Origin of the sequence: Vreelandella maris, assembly GCF_013371085.1 — a bacterium.
GTDB classification, from domain to species: Bacteria; Pseudomonadota; Gammaproteobacteria; order Pseudomonadales; family Halomonadaceae; genus Vreelandella; species Vreelandella maris.
This window is the reverse complement of record NZ_JABWCV010000011.1, coordinates 34,746-55,605: the sequence shown is the minus strand read 5'-3', so window position 1 is coordinate 55,605 and position 20,860 is coordinate 34,746. Positions and strand designations below refer to the sequence as shown.

Genomic DNA, 20,860 nt, shown 5'->3' with positions numbered 1-20,860 from the left:
CCTAGTAATTTCGACTAATGGAGCCACAAAGCACTCTTTAAGCAGCGCCAAAGATTCAGTGTTAGCATGCGTTGCGCTGACGATAAAGCCTGTATTTGGCATTAGTCCTAGCGACAAATAAAGGGTGTTCACTACGAGGTTGCTATGTCATCCCCTACTCTGCTCAATCGCCTTACATTTCGGCAACTACAGGTCTTCCAGGCGGTGCACCGGCAACGCTCTTATTCTCGCGCAGCTGAGCAGTTGGGTCTTACCCAGCCCGCGGTGAGCGCACAAATACGCCAGCTTGAGCTGGCTTTGGGTCAGCCACTCTTTAACTACGCGGGTAAAACGCTCCACACGCTTCCCGCCGCCGATACGCTCGCCCATTCGACACGAGAAATTTTTGGTCAGCTTTCACGTCTGGAAATGAACCTATCAGACATTAACGGCAAAATAAGCGGCGAACTTAATATTGCGGCAGTATCCTCGGCCCAATATGTGGTGCCTTACTTACTCGCCCGTTTCCGTGCTCACTACCCAGAGGTGCACGTTCGCTTAAAGGTATGCAACCGCAGCCAAGCCCTAGAGCGGTTGACTGAACAGCAGGACGATCTCGTTATTATGGCGATGGTGCCAGAGGATGATCGTTTAGTAGTGATGCCAATTCTTGATAACGAATTAATCGCGGTGGTTTGGCCGGAACACCCCCTGCTTTCCATGCCGGAGCCCTCTCTGGCAGACTTCGCACGCCATTACGTGTTGATGCGTGAGCCGGGCTCTGGCGTGCGCAATGCCTTTGAACAAATGGCCGCCAATCAGCAGGTCGCCCTTCCCCACTGTATTGAGCTTGGCACCAATGAAGCCATTAAAGGCGGAGTAATGGCTCACTTAGGCGTTGCCGTTCTCCCCCGCCTGGCGGTACAGCTTGAGCTTGAGCAAGGGTTACTTTTTGAGCTTGGGCTTCCCGATTTCCCGATCCACCGCTCCTGGTGCACGGTGTATGCGCGGGAGCGTTTTCCCACACCGGTGGCAGAGCTTTTCTTAAGCTTTATCCGTGAGCACTTACCCGATTATCGCCGCCACTTTCAAGCACCTTCAAGCCCGTTACCGAGCCACGGCGTCGCTTGCCTGCCAATGCTTGCCCCCTAGGGCCATGCGGTGTCCTGTTGACAGTGAGATATGTTACATTAGTAGTTATTAGCACGATGAAATATCGGATGCACTTCGTATTAATTAATCAGGTACCAATTGGCAGGTCTTGTAAGGGCTTAACGCCTGCAAACGTACTCGGCCTACCGCACAAAAGAGAGGCTCTGTCCCTATGAGCAATATCCCTCCGCAACGCGTGTCTAGCGGTGAAAAATTCCGTAATGAACATGGCATGTCGGTGATAAAGGATGGCATGAAGCAGCGCAAAGCGCAGGCAGAAGCCCCTTCTCTTGAACGCAAGCCCAAGTGGCTGCGCGCACAGATCCCTGGAGGGGAGCGTTTTGAAGCGGTCAAAAAGAACGTTGCTACCCATCGACTAAGCACCGTTTGTGCTGAATCTCATTGCCCCAATATGGGCGAGTGCTGGAGCAACGGCACGGCGACCATCATGCTTATGGGATCAGTATGCACCCGCGCTTGTCGATTCTGCGCGGTAGATACCGGCAACCCACAAGGCTGGCTTGATCACGAAGAACCTGAAAACACCGCGAAGTCAGTGGAGTTAATGGGCCTTCGTTACATCGTGCTCACCTCGGTAGACCGTGACGACCTCGACGACGGCGGTGCATCGCACTATGCCAACTGTATTAGTGCCATTAAAGCGCGCACGCCTGAAGTTGTCGTGGAAGCCTTAACACCTGACTTCGATGGCGAGCTGAGTGCTATTGAGCGCGTTGTTGATTCTGGGTTACAAGTATTTGCCCAAAACGTTGAAACCGTTGAACGATTAACAGGCCGTGTACGTGATCGGCGAGCGGGTTATCGTAAAACGCTTGACGTGCTTGCCCATGCCAAACGCTACCGTCCTGACATCATCACCAAAACCAGTTTGATGCTGGGGTTAGGGGAAACTGACGAAGAGATTTTGCGGGCTTTTGATGATCTGCGTGAAATCGGTGTCGATATCGTCACGCTTGGTCAATATTTGCGCCCAACCAAAAATCACTTGGCGGTAGAGCGCTGGGTAACGCCAGAAGAGTTTGACCGCTACCGTGTAATCGGCTTGGAGAAGGGCTTCATGGAAGTGCCTTCTGGCCCGCTGGTGCGTTCCAGCTATCGCGCTGATCGTGTGTTTGAAAAGAACAACCTGGGGCTCGCCTCACCCGCCGCCATTCCTGGTCAGGAACAAGAAGCGAACCCCAATATTATTCCAGCGTTAAACGTAGGATAAGCCTAACTTTACCGCTATATAGAGCTAGCTGAAAAAAGGGAGCCACCGGCTCCCTTTTACAGCGGCGAGCTACCTACACTGACCAATTCACGATTTAGCCGTTTGGCTAGCGCTTTCGCCAACTGCTCCCCGACCTGATGATTGCTTGGTAGCGATGCAAAGTCGGCCAACCTCACCATGGGCATGCCGGCATAGCCGCAGGGATTAATCCGTAAAAAAGGCGTTAGGTCACCATCGACGTTTAACGCTACGCCATGAAAACTTGCCCCACGCCTAATTCGCAAGCCTAACGAAGCAATTTTAGCCTCACCAGCGTCGGTCATTACATACACACCGGGCGCATCAGGCCGTGCACGCGCGCTTACACCGTAACTGCTTAATACATCAATCACCGCATTCTCCAATGCAGTGACTAAATCACGTACGCCAATTTTTCCACGCCGCACATCCAGTAACGGATATAGCACCACCTGACCAGGCCCGTGATAGGTAACCTGCCCACCCCTATCTGTATGCACTACCGGAATATCCCCGGGTAGAAGTAAATGCTCCGGCTTGCCAGCCTGCCCTTGAGTAAATACAGGATCGTGCTCGACCAACCAGAACTGATCAAGGGTATTGGCATCGCGGGTATCAGTCAGCGAGCGCATGGCTTCCCAAACAGGAAGATAGGGTTGGCGCCCCAAGTGATGCAGCCTGATTGGCACGGCGTCGCTCACGCTTACACCACCATATGGACACGGCCGGTGGCTTTTAGCGCCTCAAACAGCTCTTTAATGTGCTGCTCTCCGGTCGCTCTAATCACCACACGAACCGATTGGAAACGACCATTACGGCTATCAACTACCTGCATTGTCGTGGCGTCGAAATCAGGCGCATGGCGCACAATGACTTGGCATACACAGGCAGGAAAGTCTTCGGCGGCATCGCCTACGACCTTTAACGAGTAATCACAAGGAAAAGTGATTTTAGGCGGCTCTTGAACCGCCGGTTGGCGCAAATCACGCAGTCCTTGTGGCGTACCTTTTTTCATAGCAACCCCATCATTGCAAAAAACAAAACCAACGGCTTAAACCTAATCAAACTTTAGTCGGTAAAGTTGCTGATTAGGCCACTAAAGAAGCGCTGCACCTGATCAAACAAACGCTTGAAGAGACCGCCCTCTTCAATGTTTTCCAAGGCCACCAAGCGACGCTCACCGACCACCTCGTCGCCCAGATGAACCTCAAGGGTGCCGACCTCATCACCAATAGCAATCGGGGCCTGAAGATCCGGGTTCAGATTAAGGCGCGCGCGCAGTTCTTCATTACGGTTACGCGGCAAGGTCATAAAGACCTCTTCATCGACCCCCACGCGTAATTCGTTAATATCGCCACCCCACACACGCGGCGTGGCCAAAACAGCACCACGCTCGTAAAGCTTCATGGTCTCGAAAAAGCGGAAACCATAGCTGAGTAGCTTTTGCGTTTCCTGAGCACGCGCCTCATCGGAGGTGGTCCCCATCACAACGGAAATCAAGCGCATATCGTCACGCTTAGCCGACGATACAAGGCAAAAACCAGCCTCTGTGGTCCAGCCGGTTTTTAGGCCGTCGACCGAAGGGTCACGCCACAGCAAACGGTTGCGGTTGGGCTGGTCGATGCCGCCATAAGAGAAGGTACGCTGGGAGTAAATTTCATAATGTTCGGGATAATCATTAATAATGTGCTGCGATAAGCGTGCCATATCATGGGCAGTTGAGTAGTGCTGCTCGCCCGGCAAGCCCGTGGCATTTTGGAAATTTGTATTATTCATGCCCAGCCGAGTGGCATGCTGATTCATTAGGTCCGCAAAGGGCGTTTCTCCACCGGCTAAATGCTCGGCCATGGCGACACTGGCATCGTTGCCCGACACAATAATAATTCCATGAAGAAGGTCATCTACTGAAACTTGATCACCCACCTCGATAAACATTTTAGAGCCGCCGGTACGCCACGCGTTCTCACTAATATTAATCATGTCAGTCAGATTAATAGTGCCGCGATCAAGCTCACGCTCAACCAAATAGGCTGTCATCAACTTGGTCAAACTGGCCGGCGGAAGGCGTTCATCCGAATTATGCTCCGCCAAAATGCGACCACTGTTGGCATCCATGAGTATCCACGAACTCGCCGCTAACTGAGGGGCCGCAGGAATAATGGTTTGCGGCTGCGGAATTACCGGTTGAGGAACTTGCTGTGCACTGGCAGGCACAGCAACCGTCGCCATTGCAGCAAAAAGGCATAGGCGTGCAGAGCGGCCAATGGATGTAAACACGTTCATAACGTCAGTCTCACTTACTTGAAAGCTTACTTGTAAAGCTTTTTTTAAAAACAAGGCGGCGCGTAAAACGCGCCACAAGAAATAAATAGGGTGCTAATTATCGCACAACAAAGACCTGGGGGAACCCTGCTTGACGCAGCGTTTCACGTGCTTGAGTCTCCTGCCCCGGCCTAATGGGGCCTATCTGCACACGATAGACGTCGGCATCACTCATAATACGTACGTCATGGGGCTGTTCAACCTGCAGCCGCTGCTGCAACTGCTGCGCGCCTTCAGGGTTACCGAGAGCAGCAATTTGTAGGTAAACGGCGTCACCTGTCCCGCCTTGGTTTGGCGATGGCTGAGATATCGATGCTTGTGAGGGTGCAGCAGGCGCTGAAGCAGTAGGCACTGAAGAATTTGATACTGAAACATTAGACGCCGCTTGCCGGGCAACCGCCGACGGAGCGTTTGAAACAACTTGCCTCTCTGGAGCGCTTGCTTGTTGGGAAGAACCACTCCCCCCTCGACCACGCTCGGCTAGCCACTGTTCAGGGTTGATTGCTTCAACTTTAACGGAGCCGGTGCCATTGTCGAGAAAACCCAATCGTGCCGCTGCCGCATACGAGAGATCTATTTCACGGTCACTATGAAACGGGCCGCGATCATTTACCCTGACAATCACCGATTGCCCGTTATCCAAGCTGGTTACCCGAGCAAACGTGGGTAAGGGCAACGAACGGTGAGCTGCCGACATTTTATACATATCGTAAATTTCGCCGTTTGAGGTCGCATAGCCGTGGAATTTTTCACCATACCAAGAGGCCGTACCGCGTTTTTCGTAGTCTGTGGCATCAGGCAGCACATGGTAGGTTTTTCCCCACACCTCATAGGTTGAGCGGTTGCCACCTCGGGAGGGCTGCTCAACGCGCGGCTCTGCATCGGGCACTTTGGTAACATCCGGCGGTTCAAGTGGGTAGGCATCTCCGCTCATGGCGTAACGACCGTCACTCGTAGCGGCCGACGAACTAGGGGCAGCTGCTTGATTGGCCGAGCTAGGCACATCAATACGCTGGGTATCATTGCTAGCACAACCACTGACCAGCGCCAGCAAGGCGATTACCCCGCCAGCACGCCTGGTTATCGTCAGTTTGCTATTCATGCCTCGTCCTCATGCAGCTTATCGTGCAATGCGGCGATCTCTTCCGCCAACTCGGCTACAGCCATGGCATACAGGTGACTATGGTTATAGCGAGTAATCACATAAAAATTATACTCGCCGAACCGATAGTGGGTCTCGCCATCAGCGAACTCAAGCGCCAACGGCGCGACCAACAATTCACTATCTAGAGAATCCTCAGGCGTCAGCCCTTGCTCGGCCAGTTGAGCGACACTCACTGCAGGAGGCGACGTTTGGTTAAACGAGAGTTCCTGTAATAGCTCGCTTGACAATTCGTCTGGCCCAGTGGCCTGGTGATAAATATCAGCCCCTGGTTTCCAGTTATGCTCGGCAAAGTAATTAGCGACACTACCAATCGCATCGACTGGGTTTTCCCACAAATCGCGGCGGCCATCATCATCAAAATCTACCGCATAGGCTTGGTAACTGGTGGGGATAAATTGCGGATAGCCCATAGCGCCTGCATAAGAGCCGCGCAGCCCAGTAGGGTCGACCTGCTGCTCGTACGCTATACGTAAAAACGCTGCCAGCTCACCGCGAAAAAAAGCGCCTCTCGCCGGGTGAAGAAACGCCAGCGTGGCTAGCGAATCCAATACACGGTGCTGGCCTTTATGACGGCCGTAGTAAGTTTCAACGCCAATAATAGCGGTAATTATTTCAGCAGGAACGCCATAGGTACTTTCGGCTCGCGCCAAGGCGTCAGCATGCTTATCAATAAATTCAACGCCCTCTTCAATGCGCTGCTGAGTCATGAAAATGGCGCGATACTCATGCCACTTTAGACGTCGCTCGGCGGCCCCTTCCATGGCGTCCAGTACACTTTGGGTATAATTAGCCTGTCCGAGCGCCTCTTCTAGCCACGCTTGAGGGACCCCTTGCTCAACTAGCTCTTCCATCAGCGCTTGGCTGTCAGCATTTTGCTGAGGCGCAAAGTGCTGAGGGGCAGCTTGCTGTTCACCCTGAGAAGGCTCCTCAGCAATTGCTATGGGCGTTACCCAGCACATCATGGCTGCCAAAAAATAGCGGCTCGTCTTCCCTTGAACCTTGTTCATTAACTCTCCACTCCTGAGCTCTTTATCCCAGAACGATTAATTCCAGAACCATCTATTCCTGAGTTTTCCATTGCCGAGTAACACAGGCGTCTGAACTATATGTTTGGGCTGGGCAACTTTGCTAGCGCGACAGCAGCCGACGATGAGCATGTATGGACATGAGAATACCGAAACCCGCCAACAAGGTCACGCTTGAGGTGCCGCCAAAGCTAACCAACGGTAGCGGCACACCAACGACAGGCAGAATGCCACTCACCATGCCCATATTGACAAATACATAGATAAAAAAGGTGAGGATGATACTGCCTGCGACTAAGCGGCCAAAGGTATCCTGGGCAGCGCTTGCCATCCATACACCACGGCTCACGATTAATAGATACAGGCACAACAGCACCAGCATACCCACTAAACCAAACTCTTCGCCTAGGACGGCAATAATGAAATCCGTATGCCGCTCTGGCAAAAACTCTAACTGGGACTGGGTACCCTGCAGCCACCCTTTGCCCCACAACCCACCGCTACCTATGGCGGTGGTTGACTGAATGATATTCCAGCCAGAGCCCAGCGGGTCGCTTTCTGGGTTCAAAAAAGTCAACACGCGCTGACGCTGGTAGTTATGCATATTCATCCATAATACCGGCACCCCGGCGGCCCCCAACGCCGCAATAAATCCGATCAACCGCCACGACAAACCTGCTAGCAGAACCACGATAAGAGCAGCACTGGCTACCAGCAACGAGGTTCCCAAGTCAGGCTGAATAGCCGTCAGCACGACGGGCACGCCGATGATAACGCCACACACTAGTATATCGCGCAGACGCGGCGGCAATTCACAGCGATTAAGATAGGCCGCCACCATTAACGGGGCTGCCAGTTTCATCATTTCCGAGGGTTGAAAGCGTATGACACCAGGAATAACTAACCAGCGCTTAGCGCCCATCCCCACATCACCCACTACATCAACAGCAACCAGCATGGCAACCCCGACCCCATAGGCTAGCGGCGCGAAGCGCAAAAAAGTAGAAGGTGAAAACTGGGCAATGATTACCATCACCACCAGGGCGATGCAAAACCGTATGCTCTGAGCAATCACGGCATCAATGGATTGTCCAGAAGCGCTATAAAGAACGATTAAACCACTGCCCATCAATACCAGTAGCAAGCCAAGCAGCCAGGGGTCTAGATGGATTCGCTCCCAAATACTTTTACGCCGGGCGATGCCGCTTTCGGGCGGGCGAACAGGGTAACCACGCATAGAACGCGCTAGATAATGCCAAGGCATGGGTTAGTTCCCCTCCACATTGGCGTTATCTTCTTCTAACACTTCGCGTACTTCTTCTACGTCCGGCGCTTCATCCTCAAGTAACCAGGCATCCGTCATAGCACGCGCCAAATGAGCCGCGTGTGTACTGCCTCCGCCTGCGTTTTCAACAATAACGGATACCGCAATCTGAGGGTCTTCCAGCGGTGCAAAGGCCATAAACAGCGCGTGGTCACGGAGCCGCTCCGCTAACTCATCAGCGTTATAGCGTTGGTCCTGGCCCAGCGAAAACACCTGTGCAGTGCCTGACTTACCGCCCATGCGATACTCAAGGCCCACTCCAGTTCGACGCGCTGTTCCTTCGGTGCCACTAATCACCTTCTCCATACCGCTGAATACCCGATTCCACCAGTTGTCATTAGCTAACTGAATGTCATCCAAGGTGTCGGGCAGGTCACGGGGGACAGGGGTATCGCCAATCTGACGCGCCAAGCGCGGCTTCACCCAGTGGCCGCGATTGGCCAGCGTTGCAGTGGCGCTGGCTAGCTGCAAAGGCGTCACCTGCCAGTAGCCTTGCCCAATCCCCACGGACAGGGTCTCACCGGGATACCAGGGCTGGTTAAAGCGTCCTCGTTTCCAATCACGCGAGGGCATCAAAGCGCTGCTTTCTCCTTGCACGTCATGGGCGACACGCTGACCAAAGCCAAAATTACTCATCTGCTCATGGAGATTATCGATACCTAAATCATGTGCCAAGGTGTAGTAGTAAGTGTTATTAGAAACGGCTAGGGAACGCTCCATATCGACACGACCATGCCCCCAGCGCAACCAGTTGCGGTAACGACGGGAGTCGTTAGGTAACTGATAATAACCGGGATCATTAATCGTGCTATCAGGGGTAATAACCCCTTCCACCAACCCGGCCAGCGCTAGAAAAGGTTTAATGGTAGAGCCAGGAGGATAATGACCACGGATAGCGCGGTTAAAAAGCGGTAAATCGAGATCTTCCTGCAAACCACGATAAGAAGCCACATCAATGCCGGTGACGAACTGATTACTGTCAAAACCCGGTGTTGAGACCATCGCAAGAATCTCACCTGTGCCTGGCACGATAGCCACGATAGAACCGCGACGACCATCTAACAATTCATAAGCCAGCATCTGGAGCGACTTATCCAACGTTAATGTTAAATTCTTCCCAGGTACCGGGTCAGTGCGCCCTAGCTCTCGTAACACTCTTCCGCGGGCGTTGGTTTCCACTTTGCGTAAACCCGCCTCACCATGCAGCTCTTCTTCGTAAAAACGCTCAATACCGGTTTTACCAATAAAGTGAGTACCCGCGTAACGACCTGCATCCAGCGTTTCCATCTCTTCAGCATTAATACGGCCAACGTAACCTAGCGCATGGGCCATTATTTCGGCATCAGGATAAAACCGCAGCGGCTGTGCCTCTATCTCCACCCCTGGCAATCGGTGGCGGTTAACTGCCAAACGGGCAATTTGGTCTTCGCTTAGATCACTGGTAAGCAGCGCTGGTTGAAAAGGTCGTTGGCGCTGGCGTGAGCGCACGTTAAACGCTTCAATCTCTTCCTCAGGCAGTTCAAGAAGCTCTACCAGCAACGCCAGCGTTTCATCCAGATTATCGACGCGCTCGCGAACGAGGGTCAGGTTATAGGTTGGACGGTTTTCGGCTAACAGGACGCCATTACGATCGTAAATTAACCCCCGGTTAGGCGGCAGCGGTTCGACGCGAACCCGGTTATTTTCAGAGCGCGTGCTATACATGTCGTGCTGGACGATCTGTAAATAAATAAGCCGCCCTGTTAGCAAGCTGGCAAGAGTCAATACCACCAACACGGCGAGCAGCGCTCTAACACGAAAAATACGCAGTTCTTGCTCGGAGTTTTTTAGCGTGTTGGGGCGCTTGAGCATGGCAACGAAGACTCTCAAATCAAACAAAAGGCGCAACAGGACACAAACAGTAATGGCTTACCATTCAGCCGTTAACGGTGATAAGGGTGACCCACTAATAGTGTCCAGGCACGGTAGAGCTGCTCGGCCAGCATAATTCTTACCAGTGGATGTGGTAGCGTCAGTGGTGAGATTGACCAGGTTTTGTCGGCTGCGGCTGAGAGCGAAGGCTCAAGCCCGTCTGGACCACCTACAAGCAGAGCAATATCCCGCCCGCCCATGCGCCAAACATCAGCTTCTTGTGCCAACTGCTCGGTGGTCCATGGTTTACCTTTCACTTCCAGTGCTACCACGTATTCGTCGCCACGCAACTTATCGCGAATACGCTGCGCCTCCTGGGCGCGCGCTTTCGCGATATCTGCATTTTTGCCACGCTGGCCGAGGGTAATTTCTTCGATCTCGAGATTGAAATCTCTCGGAAGCCGCTTACGGTAAGTCTCCACGCCCTCTTCTACCCACCCAGGCATTTTACTTCCCACCGCTAACAGCCGGATTTTCATGACATGCCAGCTCGCTCTTGAAAGCGTTCAAGCGACTCACCAATCGCGCCCGAATCCGTCGGCAGATCGGCCCATAGCCGCTCCAAATCATAGAGCGTGCGCGCCTCAGGCATCATGACATGAACCACAATGTCACCCAGGTCGACCAGCACCCAGTCGGCGTTATCACCACCTTCTACGCCCAGAGGACCTAGCCCTGCTGCCTTGGCTTTTTCCACTACGTTTTGCGCCAGAGCAGCGACGTGACGGGTCGACGTACCACTGGCAATCAACATGAGGTCGGTGACCTCGGTTAATTTAGCAACATCTAACTGCGTAATGTCGCGTGCTTTCAGTTCTTCTAGCGCGTCAACCGCTAGATTTTTCAATGTATCGATGTGCATGACTCCTAAAGACAACCTCATGGGGTAATCGGTCAATAAAGCCGGCCATTGTAACGGCTTATTTGACGACTGCCAGCGCTATTCACACTGCTGGTAAAGTCCGTAGCGCGCAATAGCCTGTTCAACGGGGGGTGGCACCAAATAGCGCACGCTTTTACCCGCTTTCAGCCGCTTTCGAATATAGGTCGCTGAAATGGCCATTAAGGATGGCAATTCAAGCGACAAAAAGCCCCCACATGACCGCTGCATTAATTCCTCTACGCTATCGACTACCCGATGCTCTACCAGTTCCATTAATGGCGCTGGCAATGGATCGCCATAGCCTGGTCGAGCAATAACCACCAAATGGGCAAACTCAAATATGCGCGCCGGTTGATGCCATTGTGTAAGCCGCAAAAATGCATCGAAACCAATCACCATGACCAGACGCGTATTCTCACCATACTCCGCACGCAGCTCGGCAAGCGTATCGGTGCTGTAGGAGGGGCCGTCACGCAGAAGCTCACGATCATCAGCCAACAAGCCAGGCGTGTCACCGATACCCGCCTTTAAGAGCGCCAACCGCTGCCGCGCTGACACCTGCGGCTGATCCCGCAAGGGGGGCTGCTGAGCAGGTATCATATGTAGCTGATCAAGCGACAGCGCCTCATGCAACTCCACAGCACTGCGTAAATGCCCCAAGTGAATGGGGTCAAAAGTGCCCCCCAACATTCCAATACGCTGAAACTTTAGACTCACACCACCCCCTTATTCACGCACTTGGCCATCACCGAATACGACGTACTTCTGGGTGGTTAAGCCCTCTAACCCTACCGGCCCGCGGGCATGCAGCTTGTCGGTTGAAATTCCAATCTCAGCGCCCAAGCCATACTCAAAACCGTCGGCAAAGCGAGTCGAGGCATTAACGATGACCGAGCTCGAATCCACTTCAGCCATAAAGCGTCGCGCCAGTGAATAATCTTGGGTCACAATCGCATCGGTGTGGTGTGAGCCATACTGCTCGATATGGGCGATCGCCTCATCAACACCATCGACCACTTTAATCGCCAGCACCGGGGCTAAGTACTCGGCGTACCAGTCCGCCTCATCGGCTGCGATAGCCTGAGGTAACAGTGCCTGAGTACGCTCACACCCACGCAGCTCCACCTCATGTTCAGCATAGGCACGTGCCAGCTCGGGTAACAGTAAGTCAGCAATCGGCGCATCGACCAGCAGTGTCTCCATGGTGTTACAAGTGCCGTAGCGATGGGTTTTCGCATTGACGGCGATGGCTAAGGCCTTGGCAGGGTCAGCAGTAGTATCGATGTAAACATGACAAACCCCGTCAAGGTGTTTGATGACCGGCACGCGCGACTCACGGGTAATACGCTCAATTAGCGATTTGCCACCACGGGGAATAATGACATCGACATATTCCGGCATGCTAATCATTGCGCCCACTGCCGCTCGGTCGGTGGTTGCTACCACCTGAACACTACCCGCTGGCAGCCCTACATCCGCAAGCCCTGCTTGAATACAGGCGCTAATCGCAGCATTTGAGGCGCTGGCTTCTGAACCACCACGCAAAATACAGACATTACCCGATTTTAGACAAAGGCTAGCGGCTTCCAGCGTCACATTAGGGCGCGACTCATAAATAATGCCAATAACGCCTAGTGGCACGCGCATTTTGCCAACCTGAATCCCGCTGGGCCGGTAACGCATATCACTAATCTCGCCCACTGGGTCTGGCAAGTTCGCCACTTGCTGAAGCCCTTCAATCATGGCGTCGATTCGAGTATCGTTTAGCGCTAAGCGGTCTAACAGCGCGCTCTCTAAGCCGCTCTGGCGGCCACGCTGCAAATCCTCAGCATTGGCGTCTAGAATGCGGCCGCGCGCTTCTGCCAAACGCTGCGCCATTGCCATCAGGGCACTGTTTTTCAATCCCGTATCCGCCCGGCGTAGCTCACTGGCTGCGCGGCGTGCCGCCTGCCCCAACGCCTGCATATAGGCGGGCACGTCTCCGGACGCTAGGTACTGATGGGCCTCGTCTTGGAACGGTGTTGAAACGCTCATAGTGTCTCCATGCGGCATCGTGCGTGCTAAGTGTAAATATGAAATTCCAGTACTCAAGCCATGTATTCAAGCCAAGCGCCCATGTTGAAGCAATCGGGTGAATCACCCAGACTGAGTGCTCAGAATAACTACTAAGATTAAAATCTAAAGTGAATAATGCCCTAAGCAGGGCCAGGGTACGTTGTTCAGTGGTTATGAAATGATAAACCCAATATCTTTGAATGACATAATCTTGCAGCCGTTTCTACGTTTGTGCTTATGTTACGCCATTTCGACGTTATACTGAGGATGCTTAAGGCGCTAATGTGTGTCGCGTACGTTTTTCATAATGCGCTCACCCACTTGCTCAGATACTTCTGGTTATTCAGGACGAATAGTAAGTCACCATGCAAAGCAAGTACAAAATACGCCTACTACGTGCCAATCTTTTAGCGGCAGCCGTTGCTTTGGCGCTATGGACGCCCGCTACGCCGCCCGCCGCAGCACTCGTGCTGTGGCTTTCAGTCGGCTGGCTATTTATTACCGCTCTAATGCTCGACTTCAGTCACCGACGCTCACGAGGGTTGCCATGGCAGCTTGTGCCGGGTGTGCTGCTGGTCGCGTTAATTGCGGCCGCTCCTGAACGGCACAGCATTTTGATTTGGGCCTGGGCCGCCATGCTGATGCTGCCACAAAATAATTGGGTAGCGGCGTTTCATCTCAGCGCCGCATTGGTTAGCTCGGTCATGGTGGCACCCCAACTGGAAAAGCCTGAATTTATCCTGCTGCTCTGCTGCCTGTTGGTGCTTGGCTTGCTGGCCCTCTCCAGAGCACAGCAGCTTATTGATATGAACGGCTCTATTCGCCAGCGCTTACGCTTGATTCCAGGGCTCAATTTATGGGCCGGTGAACAATTACTGCGCGACATTGCCCGCGAACAAACGCGCTGTGAGCGTGAAGGCATTCATGCAGAAGTATTTATACTGCACGTCAAGCGTCATCAACTTTGGCCAACCGCACAAAAACTGTGTGAATTAACGCATGATTTTGAAAATGTATACCGCTTAAGCAGTACGGCGCTGGTCACCCTCCTTCTCGCACGCTCACCGAAAGAAGCTGCTCAACGACGCAGCTTGCTGCTCGCCGATCTACCCGACAATATCACGAGTGAATACCTTGAATTAATTGATATCGAACCGGCAACCCTATCGGTATGTGAGATGAGTAAGTTACCGACTGAGCGGGTACGAGAGACGATATGACCGAGTACCATATTCCCAAGCGGTTGATGACGCTCGCCTACGCCTCCAGCATTACGCTAATGGCGGGTTATGCGCTTTGGCTATATGCCATGGGTGACTACCGAGACCTGCTGATCCCTACGTTCATGACCCTGCTGCTCATGTCAGCGGTACTCATGCATATCGGGCAAGGGCTGAAAAGTTATCTACCACGCATCATATTGCTTTGTTGCACTTACTCAGTGGTGCTTAGCGCTTTTTACTACCACCCCGGGGCATCGCCCATTTGGCTTGGCCTGCCCATTACCGCCACTTTTTTACTATTACCGTTGTGGGCTGCGTTACTGGTCAATATCGCTATCGGCCCCTTATGGTGGCTGCTTCCCACCGTCGCCGCTGCGCCACCAGCGATTATTGTCGGCTATGCCGCCTTAACGCTGCTCCTTGCGCTACCTCGCTGGGAACACGCCCGTCGCCGCGCACTGCTTCGGGCGACTGACCCTAACGATAGCGACTGCAACGCCTATCACATTGATACGTTAAAAGAGCGCTTAAATAGCGAATTTCAGCGTGCGGCCATGCTCAATCAACAGCTAGCGGTGTTAGTAGTGCACTTGCCGCAGCTGGATATGGCCGCAGAGCAATTTGGCCATCGCGCGCAGACGGCTCTATTAGGCGCACTATGTAGTGAAGTGAATAGCCGCTGTCGTGATCATGATGTCCTGGGCCGCGCCGATAACGCTACGTTTTGGTTGGTTCTCCCAGATACTAGTGAAAGCGGCGCACTATTGGTTCGCGAGCGCTTACAGCGAGCTCTTTCTGAGCGCGTGCTAGTGGAAACTGGCCAGCTTGAAGCGCGTATTGCGGCCTGCTTACCCAGTCGAGCAGAAAGCTTCGAGCGCTATTTAAAGCGCCTGGAGACACGCGGCGCCTCACTCGCCAACGTTTAAGTTATTGTTAACCCCCACCTCATTTATCGCCGGAGAAGTATGTGCCGCTAGCCGATATGCTCCTCTCATTAGCGCCATCGCCCCTACTACTACTTTGCCTGGTGCTGGTCATTTCATTAGTGGAATCGCTTGCACTTGTGGGCTTGCTAGTACCTGGCGTAGTGTTAATTACCTCAACGGCTTCTATGGCAGGACATCAGGATATTACCTTGGCATGGCTGATTGGTGCGGCCTTTATCGGGGCTGTAATAGGTGACGGCATCAGCTTTTTGCTCGGCTACAGGCATCGCGAACACGTTACCCAGCGGTGGCCACTGTCTCAGCATCCCGAGTGGCTGGGAAGAGGGTCACGCTTCTTTGAGCGCTACGGTATATGGTCGGTTTTTATCGGCCGCTTTGTAGGCCCTGTAAGACCCATTATCCCTTTAGTGGCAGGCATGATGCGCATGCCGCCGCACACTTTTATTTGGGCCAACCTAACCTCGGCGGCCCTGTGGGCACCTGCTTATATTCTGCCCGGCTACTTACTAGGCCGCACTTGGCAGCACCATTTGAATCTACCTCCAGGCCTTGAAGCCGCTTTACTGATACTGGCCGTTATTGTTGTCGCTCTCGCGGTTATTTTTTCATGGGGCCGCCATCAAGCCACACGGCATGGGCGACTTTACCGGATGATCGCCGGTACTGCTCGCCGGCTGCCACTGCTACGGCGCCCCTGGCTTGCAATGAGCCAATCTGGAGATGTCCCATTAGCCTCCCTGCTACTGCTGGTCATAGCACTTGGTAGCCTCTCGGGCTGGACGCTAATGGTTATCGGCGAAAACGGCCCACTGGATATGGATATTTTTATTCATCGGCTGTTTACAGGGCTGCACGGCGATATTGTTTACAGCGTAGGGAATATTTTTGCAAAAATTGGCGACACCTTTGGCATTATCGCGTTCGCACTGCCGTGGGCGGTATGGTTACTGTTAGGCAAACGCTGGGATGCCCTACGGCACTGGGGCGGCGCCTTTGCAGGGGTCGCACTGCTTAACATTATTGGTAAAGGGTTGTTTGGACGTGCCCGCCCTGACACACCGGACTACCTGATGGGCTCTTTTTCCTACCCAAGCGCGCATACATCCACCGCTGTGGTGCTATTTGGTCTGACAGCAGCGTTTATTGCAGCCGAAATGCCTCGCCATAAGCGCTTTTTGGCCTATTGGTGTGCGCTTGCGCTTGCACTGCCTATGGCATTATCGAGACTGGTGGTGGGCGTGCACTGGTTTAGCGATCTGGTGGGAGGCGCGCTGTTAGGCTTAGTTGTCTGCGCACTAACCCTGCTGCATTGGCAGCAGCAGCCCCGGCCAAGCCTACGGCCATGCCCCTGGCCTCTACTCAGCGTGGCATCATTGGTACTTCTCAGCGCCCGCGTCGGGTTTTTGCCGCCGGTTTAAAGCACTAACACCGTTTTGTTCAACCAAGGGCAAGCCAGAGCCCAACCCCTATCATCAACGTGCCAGCGATTCGGTTAAGTAAGCGCACATTGCCGCTCTTGCCGAGCACATTACGTAGCGTTTTACCCCCAGTGGCGTAGACCAGCATGCTAGCGAGCTCGATGGTTAAAATGACCGCAATCAGCAGGCTGAGCTGGCCTGGCAATGGGCGATTACTGTCTAGAAAAGGTGGCAGCAGTACCATAAAAAACGCCCACCCCTTGGGGTTTGCTACCGCGGTCACAAAGCCTTGCGTCGCTAGCTGTAACCGACTGGCTGGTGGGCCAGTATCCAGCTCGCTAGGTATTGCCATTCGCCCACGGGAACGCCACATCATAATGCCCAAATAGCCTAAATAGGCGCCGCCCACCCATTTGAACAACACAAACAGTTCTGGCTGACGTAGCATTAGCGCCGCCACCCCAGCACCCGCCGCTGCCGCGACTAAGCCGACACCGAGCAGCTCGCCAATCATCATCCACAGCGTACGCTTAACGCCCTGGGTCATACCCAGCACCATCGCAAGTGTCATGCACATGCCTGGGGTAAGTGAGACAAACAAAAACGTTGGTACAAAAACCGAGAGCGTCGCCCACGAGATCATAGATTAGTTATCCTTAGTTGATGAGGGGTTAGCAGTGCTTTCTACCTCACCCCAGCGAGGCACCAGCGAATGCTCGATTCCCAACTGGTTTAGGATACGCGCCACAATAAAATCGATTAGATCCTCAATACTTTGTGGGCGATGATAAAACCCCGGCGCCGCTGGTAAAATGACCACGCCCAGGCGGCTTAACGCCAGCATGTGCTCAAGATGAATGGGGGAAAACGGACTTTCACGAGGCACTAACACCAGCGTACGACGCTCCTTAATCGCAACATCGGCCGCCCGCTCAATCAGATTATTGCTTGCTCCGGTGGCTACCGCCGACAGTGTTCCCGTTGAGCACGGGCACACCACCATTGCCGATGGCGCACCGGAGCCTGAAGCCACTGGCGCCATCCAATCTTCGCGCCCAAAGCAGCGAATCTGCCCAGGCTGGGCACCGCTACGTTCACTTAACGCCTGAGCTAACCGCTGAGGCTGCGCTGGCAGTTCGATATCCGTTTCGGTGGCAATCACCATGTGTGCAGCTTTGGAAATCATCACCCACACTTCATGCCCCGCTGCGACCAGCACATCAATCAGACGTAGGCCGTACTGCGCCCCAGAGGCACCGGTAAGTGCGACGGTAACTGGCTTTTTGAATAGCGGTTGAGTTTGATTGGTCACACATGCCCCTCGCTGGCGGCGGCTTTTTGGGCAGTCGTCAAAGCGGCCAGCAAGCGCTCATGCACGCCCTCAAAACCACCATTAGACATCACTACAATACGGTCCAATGGTGACGCTTGCATGACCACAGCCGCCACCAATTTATCGATGTCATTATGCAGCTGCGCACGCGCCCCCTGAGTGGCTACCAGCTCCTCCATTGACCAATCCAGCCCAGTGGGCTGAAACCAAAACACACTATCAGCGTCAGCCACGCTCTCAACCAAGCGTTCGCGCAGCGCGCCCAAGCGCATCGTGTTGGAGCGCGGCTCAATCACTGCCAGCAGCCGCCCCTTGGTGGTCGCCGCGCGCAGCCCTTTAAGCGTGGCGGCAATCGCCGTGGGGTGATGGGCAAAATCATCAATGACCTGAATACCATTGATTTCACCGCGCACTTCCTGCCGCCTTCTGGGGGTTTCAAAACGCGCCAGCGCTGCACAGCCACGGACTAAATCAACCCCACACACGTTGGCTGCCGCCAACGCTGCCAACGCATTACGAGCGTTATGCTCACCGGTAAGCGCCCATTCAACGACACCATCTTCGTCTTGGCCCTTGTTATTTTGAGAATGGCTATCTTGGCCTGGCTCGCCACCACAATGAAGCACCTGGAAACGGCTGGCATCGTCACGCTCAAGGGTAAGCTGCCATTCACTCGTGGCTTGATCACCAAAATGGGCGACCGGGGTCCAAGCGCCCTGGGCAAGCACACGCTCTAGAGCGGGCTGCTCATCAGCCACTAAGAGTTGGCCTTGGCTTGGCACGGTACGCACTAAATGATGGAACTGGCGCTCAATGGCAGCCAAGTCAGGGAAGATATCCGCGTGATCAAACTCAAGGTTATTGAGTATCGCGATATGCGGGCGGTAATGAACGAACTTGGACCGCTTATCGAAGAAGGCCGTGTCGTACTCGTCAGCTTCCACTACAAACGGCGCCCGCGGATCGCCTAAACGCGCCGATACACCAAAATTACGCGGTACGCCGCCGATCAAAAACCCTGGTATTAATCCGCCGCTTTCCAATAACCACGCCAGTATGCTCGCAGTGGTCGTCTTTCCATGGGTACCTGCTACCGCAATCACTCGTCGACCAGGCAATACGTGCTCTGCCAACCACTGCGCGCCGGAGGTATATGGCAGGCCACTATTAAGTAGTGCCTCCACCTCTTCATTACCGCGCGACATCGCGTTACCGACTATCACAAGGTCGGGCACAATACCCGGTGCTAGCGAGAGATTATCCGCGTGGTAACCCTCTTTCAAAATAATACCCGCATCAACCAATTGGGTACTCATGGGCGGATAGACATGCTGGTCAGAGCCACTTACCTGATGACCTAACTCACGCGCCAGCAGCGCTAGGCTTCCCATAAAGGTGCCGCAGATACCAATAATATGCAGATGCATGGCTTTCGCCCCGTTATTCGCCAATAAACTATTCGCAAAGACGTTTAATTAAAAAGCCAAAATATGGCGTAAAAATAACCAAATAGCCTAGCATGCTGACTCAATTTGCTCATCTACTCATCACTATAAACCGCGATTAACGGGGTCAAAACACCCTTCAAGTGACAAATCCTTTCAGTTGTTGCAGGATGCGGCCACTGTTTATCAATGTTAACCATCACTCTCTTTCCACTCGGCACGCTGATATGAGCCTAATCATCAGCGAAAGGAGCCTTTAGATGCGCATTTTAATCCGCTATTTCTTTCGTGGCGTTCGCTTAGTGCTTGCCCCGTTTATGCTGATTTCTGAAAAGCTCTCTACGCCTAAGTCAGTTGAACGCTCGCCTGAAGAGCAAGCCACTATTGATCAGACATGCCAGCGGCTAGCCCTGTATCAATTTCGCACCTGCCCGTTTTGCATCAAGGTACGCAAAGAGATAGCGCGGCTGGGGTTGAACATTGAACTGCGCGATGTCCAGCTTGACCCTGACCATAAGCAGGCGCTCTTGGAAGGCGGGGGGAAAGTTAAAGTGCCCTGCCTCAAAATTATCCATGACGATGGCCGGGAAGAATGGATGTACGAATCTGACACGATCAATGCCTGGTTACATAAGCAGTTTGGCTAACTAACGACGCTATACCGTCATGTATTACCCGAAACGGGCAGATGCCAGTTTCGGGTATATCAAAACTCTATTTTTTGCGCCTCCACATCAAACGCCACATCAATCTCAATGGTCTCTTCCTGACTCGGAGGCTCATCCAGCTGTATTTGTAGCGCCAGTACGCCCTGTATCTTGCCAGCCACGTGAACTCGTTGACTGGCCCGCTCATAGTGCGTCAGCGTTACTTCTACATCGCCCCCTTCAGAGGTATAGAGCGGCGGTGAGGTCGAGTCCCCCAGCGGGTGTAACACCACGGCGCTGATCAGCTCCCCTTCGTTTATCGTCAGGCTAATAGACAGCGCTTCTTGAGTCTCCCAGGCCTCATCATCAACAAATCCCGTAATATCGATAGTGATATGGTCATCACCTGACTCAATAAATGATGCGTTTGAATCATAGCCATGGCTCAAAATAAACCATTCTCGTAATTCACCATCTAACAAGCCTTTGATCTGAGCCGCCGTTTCCGAGTTGGGTGGCAAATCATGCTCAGAGCCCTGCTCTGCATTGGTTCCAGGCGTTGGTTCAACGGCGACAGCTAAGGTGGGAAGGTACCAAGCCATGGCTGCCACGACGATTTTTTTCCACATACGGCTTCTCCGCCTATTCGGACCTATCTTTTTTCTTACCACTTTCGTCTAATTACAAACATGCAATGTGCCGCTACTAGCCACGTCATGTAGCAGATGAATGATGCCTGTCATTATTTCGATTGTATGACGCAACAGGCAGTCTCTATGTTG

General features: G+C 53.3%; 21 protein-coding genes. 6 read left to right on the top strand and 15 right to left on the bottom strand.

Going from position 1 to position 20,860, the window contains the following annotated elements:
- The first annotated feature begins 144 nt into the window (after positions 1 to 144).
- A complete protein-coding gene (locus HUO07_RS11335; RefSeq protein WP_035557245.1) occupies positions 145 to 1,131 on the top strand; it encodes a LysR family transcriptional regulator in 987 nt (328 codons plus the stop codon).
- A 172-nt stretch (positions 1,132 to 1,303) separates the two neighbouring features.
- Positions 1,304 to 2,362, top strand: coding sequence for a lipoyl synthase (lipA, locus tag HUO07_RS11330; RefSeq protein ID WP_176303666.1), 1,059 nt, complete (start codon positions 1,304 to 1,306; stop codon positions 2,360 to 2,362).
- A gap of 56 nt (positions 2,363 to 2,418) precedes the next feature.
- Here lipA and lipB read toward each other — a convergent pair whose 3' ends face one another.
- From lipB to HUO07_RS11275, 11 genes are all read right to left on the bottom strand, one after another.
- Complete coding sequence (gene lipB, locus HUO07_RS11325; protein WP_176303665.1) at positions 2,419 to 3,081, bottom strand: lipoyl(octanoyl) transferase LipB; 663 nt, start codon at positions 3,079 to 3,081, stop codon at positions 2,419 to 2,421.
- Positions 3,082 to 3,083: 2 nt separating this feature from the next.
- On the bottom strand, positions 3,084 to 3,395 hold the full coding sequence (locus tag HUO07_RS11320; RefSeq protein ID WP_035557238.1) for an HP0495 family protein: 312 nt from the start codon (positions 3,393 to 3,395) through the stop codon (positions 3,084 to 3,086).
- Positions 3,396 to 3,448: 53 nt separating this feature from the next.
- Entirely contained in the window at positions 3,449 to 4,663 is a 1,215-nt protein-coding gene (locus HUO07_RS11315; protein ID WP_035557236.1) for a D-alanyl-D-alanine carboxypeptidase family protein, read from the bottom strand.
- 97 nt (positions 4,664 to 4,760) lie between these two features.
- Positions 4,761 to 5,804 carry a septal ring lytic transglycosylase RlpA family protein gene (locus tag HUO07_RS11310; protein ID WP_176303664.1) on the bottom strand — a complete coding sequence of 348 codons (1,044 nt, stop codon included), beginning with the start codon at positions 5,802 to 5,804 and terminating at the stop codon, positions 4,761 to 4,763.
- Complete coding sequence (mltB, locus tag HUO07_RS11305) at positions 5,801 to 6,874, bottom strand: lytic murein transglycosylase B (RefSeq protein WP_176303663.1); 1,074 nt, start codon at positions 6,872 to 6,874, stop codon at positions 5,801 to 5,803. The genes HUO07_RS11310 and mltB overlap by 4 nt, the downstream gene beginning before the upstream one ends.
- Before the next feature lie 121 nt (positions 6,875 to 6,995).
- On the bottom strand, positions 6,996 to 8,156 hold the full coding sequence (gene rodA / locus HUO07_RS11300) for a rod shape-determining protein RodA (RefSeq protein WP_176303662.1): 1,161 nt from the start codon (positions 8,154 to 8,156) through the stop codon (positions 6,996 to 6,998).
- Between the two features lie 3 nt (positions 8,157 to 8,159).
- Positions 8,160 to 10,067, bottom strand: a complete 1,908-nt coding sequence (gene mrdA / locus HUO07_RS11295) for a penicillin-binding protein 2 (protein ID WP_176303661.1) — start codon at positions 10,065 to 10,067, stop codon at positions 8,160 to 8,162.
- Between the two features lie 71 nt (positions 10,068 to 10,138).
- The gene (gene rlmH, locus HUO07_RS11290; RefSeq protein WP_176303660.1) at positions 10,139 to 10,606 is read right to left on the bottom strand and encodes a 23S rRNA (pseudouridine(1915)-N(3))-methyltransferase RlmH; all 468 of its coding nucleotides are present in this window, start codon (positions 10,604 to 10,606) and stop codon (positions 10,139 to 10,141) included.
- Positions 10,603 to 10,989: a ribosome silencing factor gene (gene rsfS / locus HUO07_RS11285; RefSeq protein WP_035557221.1), complete on the bottom strand. Its 387-nt coding sequence runs from the start codon at positions 10,987 to 10,989 to the stop codon at positions 10,603 to 10,605. The genes rlmH and rsfS overlap by 4 nt, the downstream gene beginning before the upstream one ends.
- A gap of 78 nt (positions 10,990 to 11,067) precedes the next feature.
- Positions 11,068 to 11,727: a nicotinate-nucleotide adenylyltransferase gene (gene nadD / locus HUO07_RS11280; RefSeq protein ID WP_176303659.1), complete on the bottom strand. Its 660-nt coding sequence runs from the start codon at positions 11,725 to 11,727 to the stop codon at positions 11,068 to 11,070.
- Between the two features lie 9 nt (positions 11,728 to 11,736).
- Positions 11,737 to 13,044, bottom strand: a complete 1,308-nt coding sequence (locus HUO07_RS11275) for a glutamate-5-semialdehyde dehydrogenase (RefSeq protein WP_176303658.1) — start codon at positions 13,042 to 13,044, stop codon at positions 11,737 to 11,739.
- Between the two features lie 386 nt (positions 13,045 to 13,430).
- Here HUO07_RS11275 and HUO07_RS11270 point away from each other — a divergent pair, with 386 nt between their 5' ends.
- The 3 genes from HUO07_RS11270 to HUO07_RS11260 are packed head-to-tail and all read left to right on the top strand — an operon-like array spanning position 13,431 to position 16,653.
- On the top strand, positions 13,431 to 14,285 hold the full coding sequence (locus tag HUO07_RS11270; RefSeq protein ID WP_176303657.1) for a hypothetical protein: 855 nt from the start codon (positions 13,431 to 13,433) through the stop codon (positions 14,283 to 14,285).
- Positions 14,282 to 15,214, top strand: coding sequence for a diguanylate cyclase domain-containing protein (locus HUO07_RS11265; RefSeq protein WP_176303656.1), 933 nt, complete (start codon positions 14,282 to 14,284; stop codon positions 15,212 to 15,214). The genes HUO07_RS11270 and HUO07_RS11265 overlap by 4 nt, the downstream gene beginning before the upstream one ends.
- A 41-nt stretch (positions 15,215 to 15,255) precedes the next feature.
- The gene (locus HUO07_RS11260) at positions 15,256 to 16,653 is read left to right on the top strand and encodes a VTT domain-containing protein (RefSeq protein ID WP_176303655.1); all 1,398 of its coding nucleotides are present in this window, start codon (positions 15,256 to 15,258) and stop codon (positions 16,651 to 16,653) included.
- Positions 16,654 to 16,672: 19 nt separating this feature from the next.
- Here the strand turns inward: HUO07_RS11260 and HUO07_RS11255 are convergent, their stop codons facing one another.
- From HUO07_RS11255 to mpl, 3 genes are read right to left on the bottom strand one after another with little or no spacing between them, the layout of a single operon-like run.
- A complete protein-coding gene (locus HUO07_RS11255; RefSeq protein WP_176303654.1) occupies positions 16,673 to 17,296 on the bottom strand; it encodes a LysE family translocator in 624 nt (207 codons plus the stop codon).
- 3 nt (positions 17,297 to 17,299) lie between these two features.
- Positions 17,300 to 17,965, bottom strand: a complete 666-nt coding sequence (locus HUO07_RS11250) for a UbiX family flavin prenyltransferase (RefSeq protein ID WP_176303653.1) — start codon at positions 17,963 to 17,965, stop codon at positions 17,300 to 17,302.
- Complete coding sequence (mpl, locus tag HUO07_RS11245) at positions 17,962 to 19,413, bottom strand: UDP-N-acetylmuramate:L-alanyl-gamma-D-glutamyl-meso-diaminopimelate ligase (protein ID WP_176303652.1); 1,452 nt, start codon at positions 19,411 to 19,413, stop codon at positions 17,962 to 17,964. Before mpl ends, HUO07_RS11250 begins: the two co-directional genes overlap by 4 nt.
- Before the next feature lie 278 nt (positions 19,414 to 19,691).
- Between mpl and HUO07_RS11240 the strand changes: the two genes are divergently transcribed.
- Entirely contained in the window at positions 19,692 to 20,078 is a 387-nt protein-coding gene (locus HUO07_RS11240) for a glutaredoxin family protein (RefSeq protein WP_176303651.1), read from the top strand.
- 59 nt (positions 20,079 to 20,137) lie between these two features.
- Here the strand turns inward: HUO07_RS11240 and HUO07_RS11235 are convergent, their stop codons facing one another.
- Positions 20,138 to 20,707: a hypothetical protein gene (locus HUO07_RS11235; protein WP_176303650.1), complete on the bottom strand. Its 570-nt coding sequence runs from the start codon at positions 20,705 to 20,707 to the stop codon at positions 20,138 to 20,140.
- Positions 20,708 to 20,860: the final 153 nt, after the last annotated feature.

Bases quoted from the DNA above. Each gene is read 5' to 3' on its own strand.
- HUO07_RS11270 (WP_176303657.1), top strand. From the start codon at position 13,431: ATGCAAAGCAAGTACAAAATACGCCTACTACGTGCCAATCTTTTAGCG.
- HUO07_RS11255 (WP_176303654.1), bottom strand. From the start codon at position 17,296: ATGATCTCGTGGGCGACGCTCTCGGTTTTTGTACCAACGTTTTTGTTT.
- HUO07_RS11310 (WP_176303664.1), bottom strand. From the start codon at position 5,804: ATGAATAGCAAACTGACGATAACCAGGCGTGCTGGCGGGGTAATCGCC.
- mltB (WP_176303663.1), bottom strand. From the start codon at position 6,874: ATGAACAAGGTTCAAGGGAAGACGAGCCGCTATTTTTTGGCAGCCATG.
- HUO07_RS11235 (WP_176303650.1), bottom strand. From the start codon at position 20,707: ATGTGGAAAAAAATCGTCGTGGCAGCCATGGCTTGGTACCTTCCCACC.
- HUO07_RS11315 (WP_035557236.1), bottom strand. From the start codon at position 4,663: ATGAACGTGTTTACATCCATTGGCCGCTCTGCACGCCTATGCCTTTTT.
- rlmH (WP_176303660.1), bottom strand. From the start codon at position 10,606: ATGAAAATCCGGCTGTTAGCGGTGGGAAGTAAAATGCCTGGGTGGGTA.
- mpl (WP_176303652.1), bottom strand. From the start codon at position 19,413: ATGCATCTGCATATTATTGGTATCTGCGGCACCTTTATGGGAAGCCTA.
- rsfS (WP_035557221.1), bottom strand. From the start codon at position 10,989: ATGCACATCGATACATTGAAAAATCTAGCGGTTGACGCGCTAGAAGAA.
- HUO07_RS11265 (WP_176303656.1), top strand. From the start codon at position 14,282: ATGACCGAGTACCATATTCCCAAGCGGTTGATGACGCTCGCCTACGCC.
- HUO07_RS11335 (WP_035557245.1), top strand. From the start codon at position 145: ATGTCATCCCCTACTCTGCTCAATCGCCTTACATTTCGGCAACTACAG.
- HUO07_RS11320 (WP_035557238.1), bottom strand. From the start codon at position 3,395: ATGAAAAAAGGTACGCCACAAGGACTGCGTGATTTGCGCCAACCGGCG.
- HUO07_RS11240 (WP_176303651.1), top strand. From the start codon at position 19,692: ATGCGCATTTTAATCCGCTATTTCTTTCGTGGCGTTCGCTTAGTGCTT.
- lipA (WP_176303666.1), top strand. From the start codon at position 1,304: ATGAGCAATATCCCTCCGCAACGCGTGTCTAGCGGTGAAAAATTCCGT.
- rodA (WP_176303662.1), bottom strand. From the start codon at position 8,156: ATGCCTTGGCATTATCTAGCGCGTTCTATGCGTGGTTACCCTGTTCGC.
- mrdA (WP_176303661.1), bottom strand. From the start codon at position 10,067: ATGCTCAAGCGCCCCAACACGCTAAAAAACTCCGAGCAAGAACTGCGT.
- HUO07_RS11275 (WP_176303658.1), bottom strand. From the start codon at position 13,044: ATGAGCGTTTCAACACCGTTCCAAGACGAGGCCCATCAGTACCTAGCG.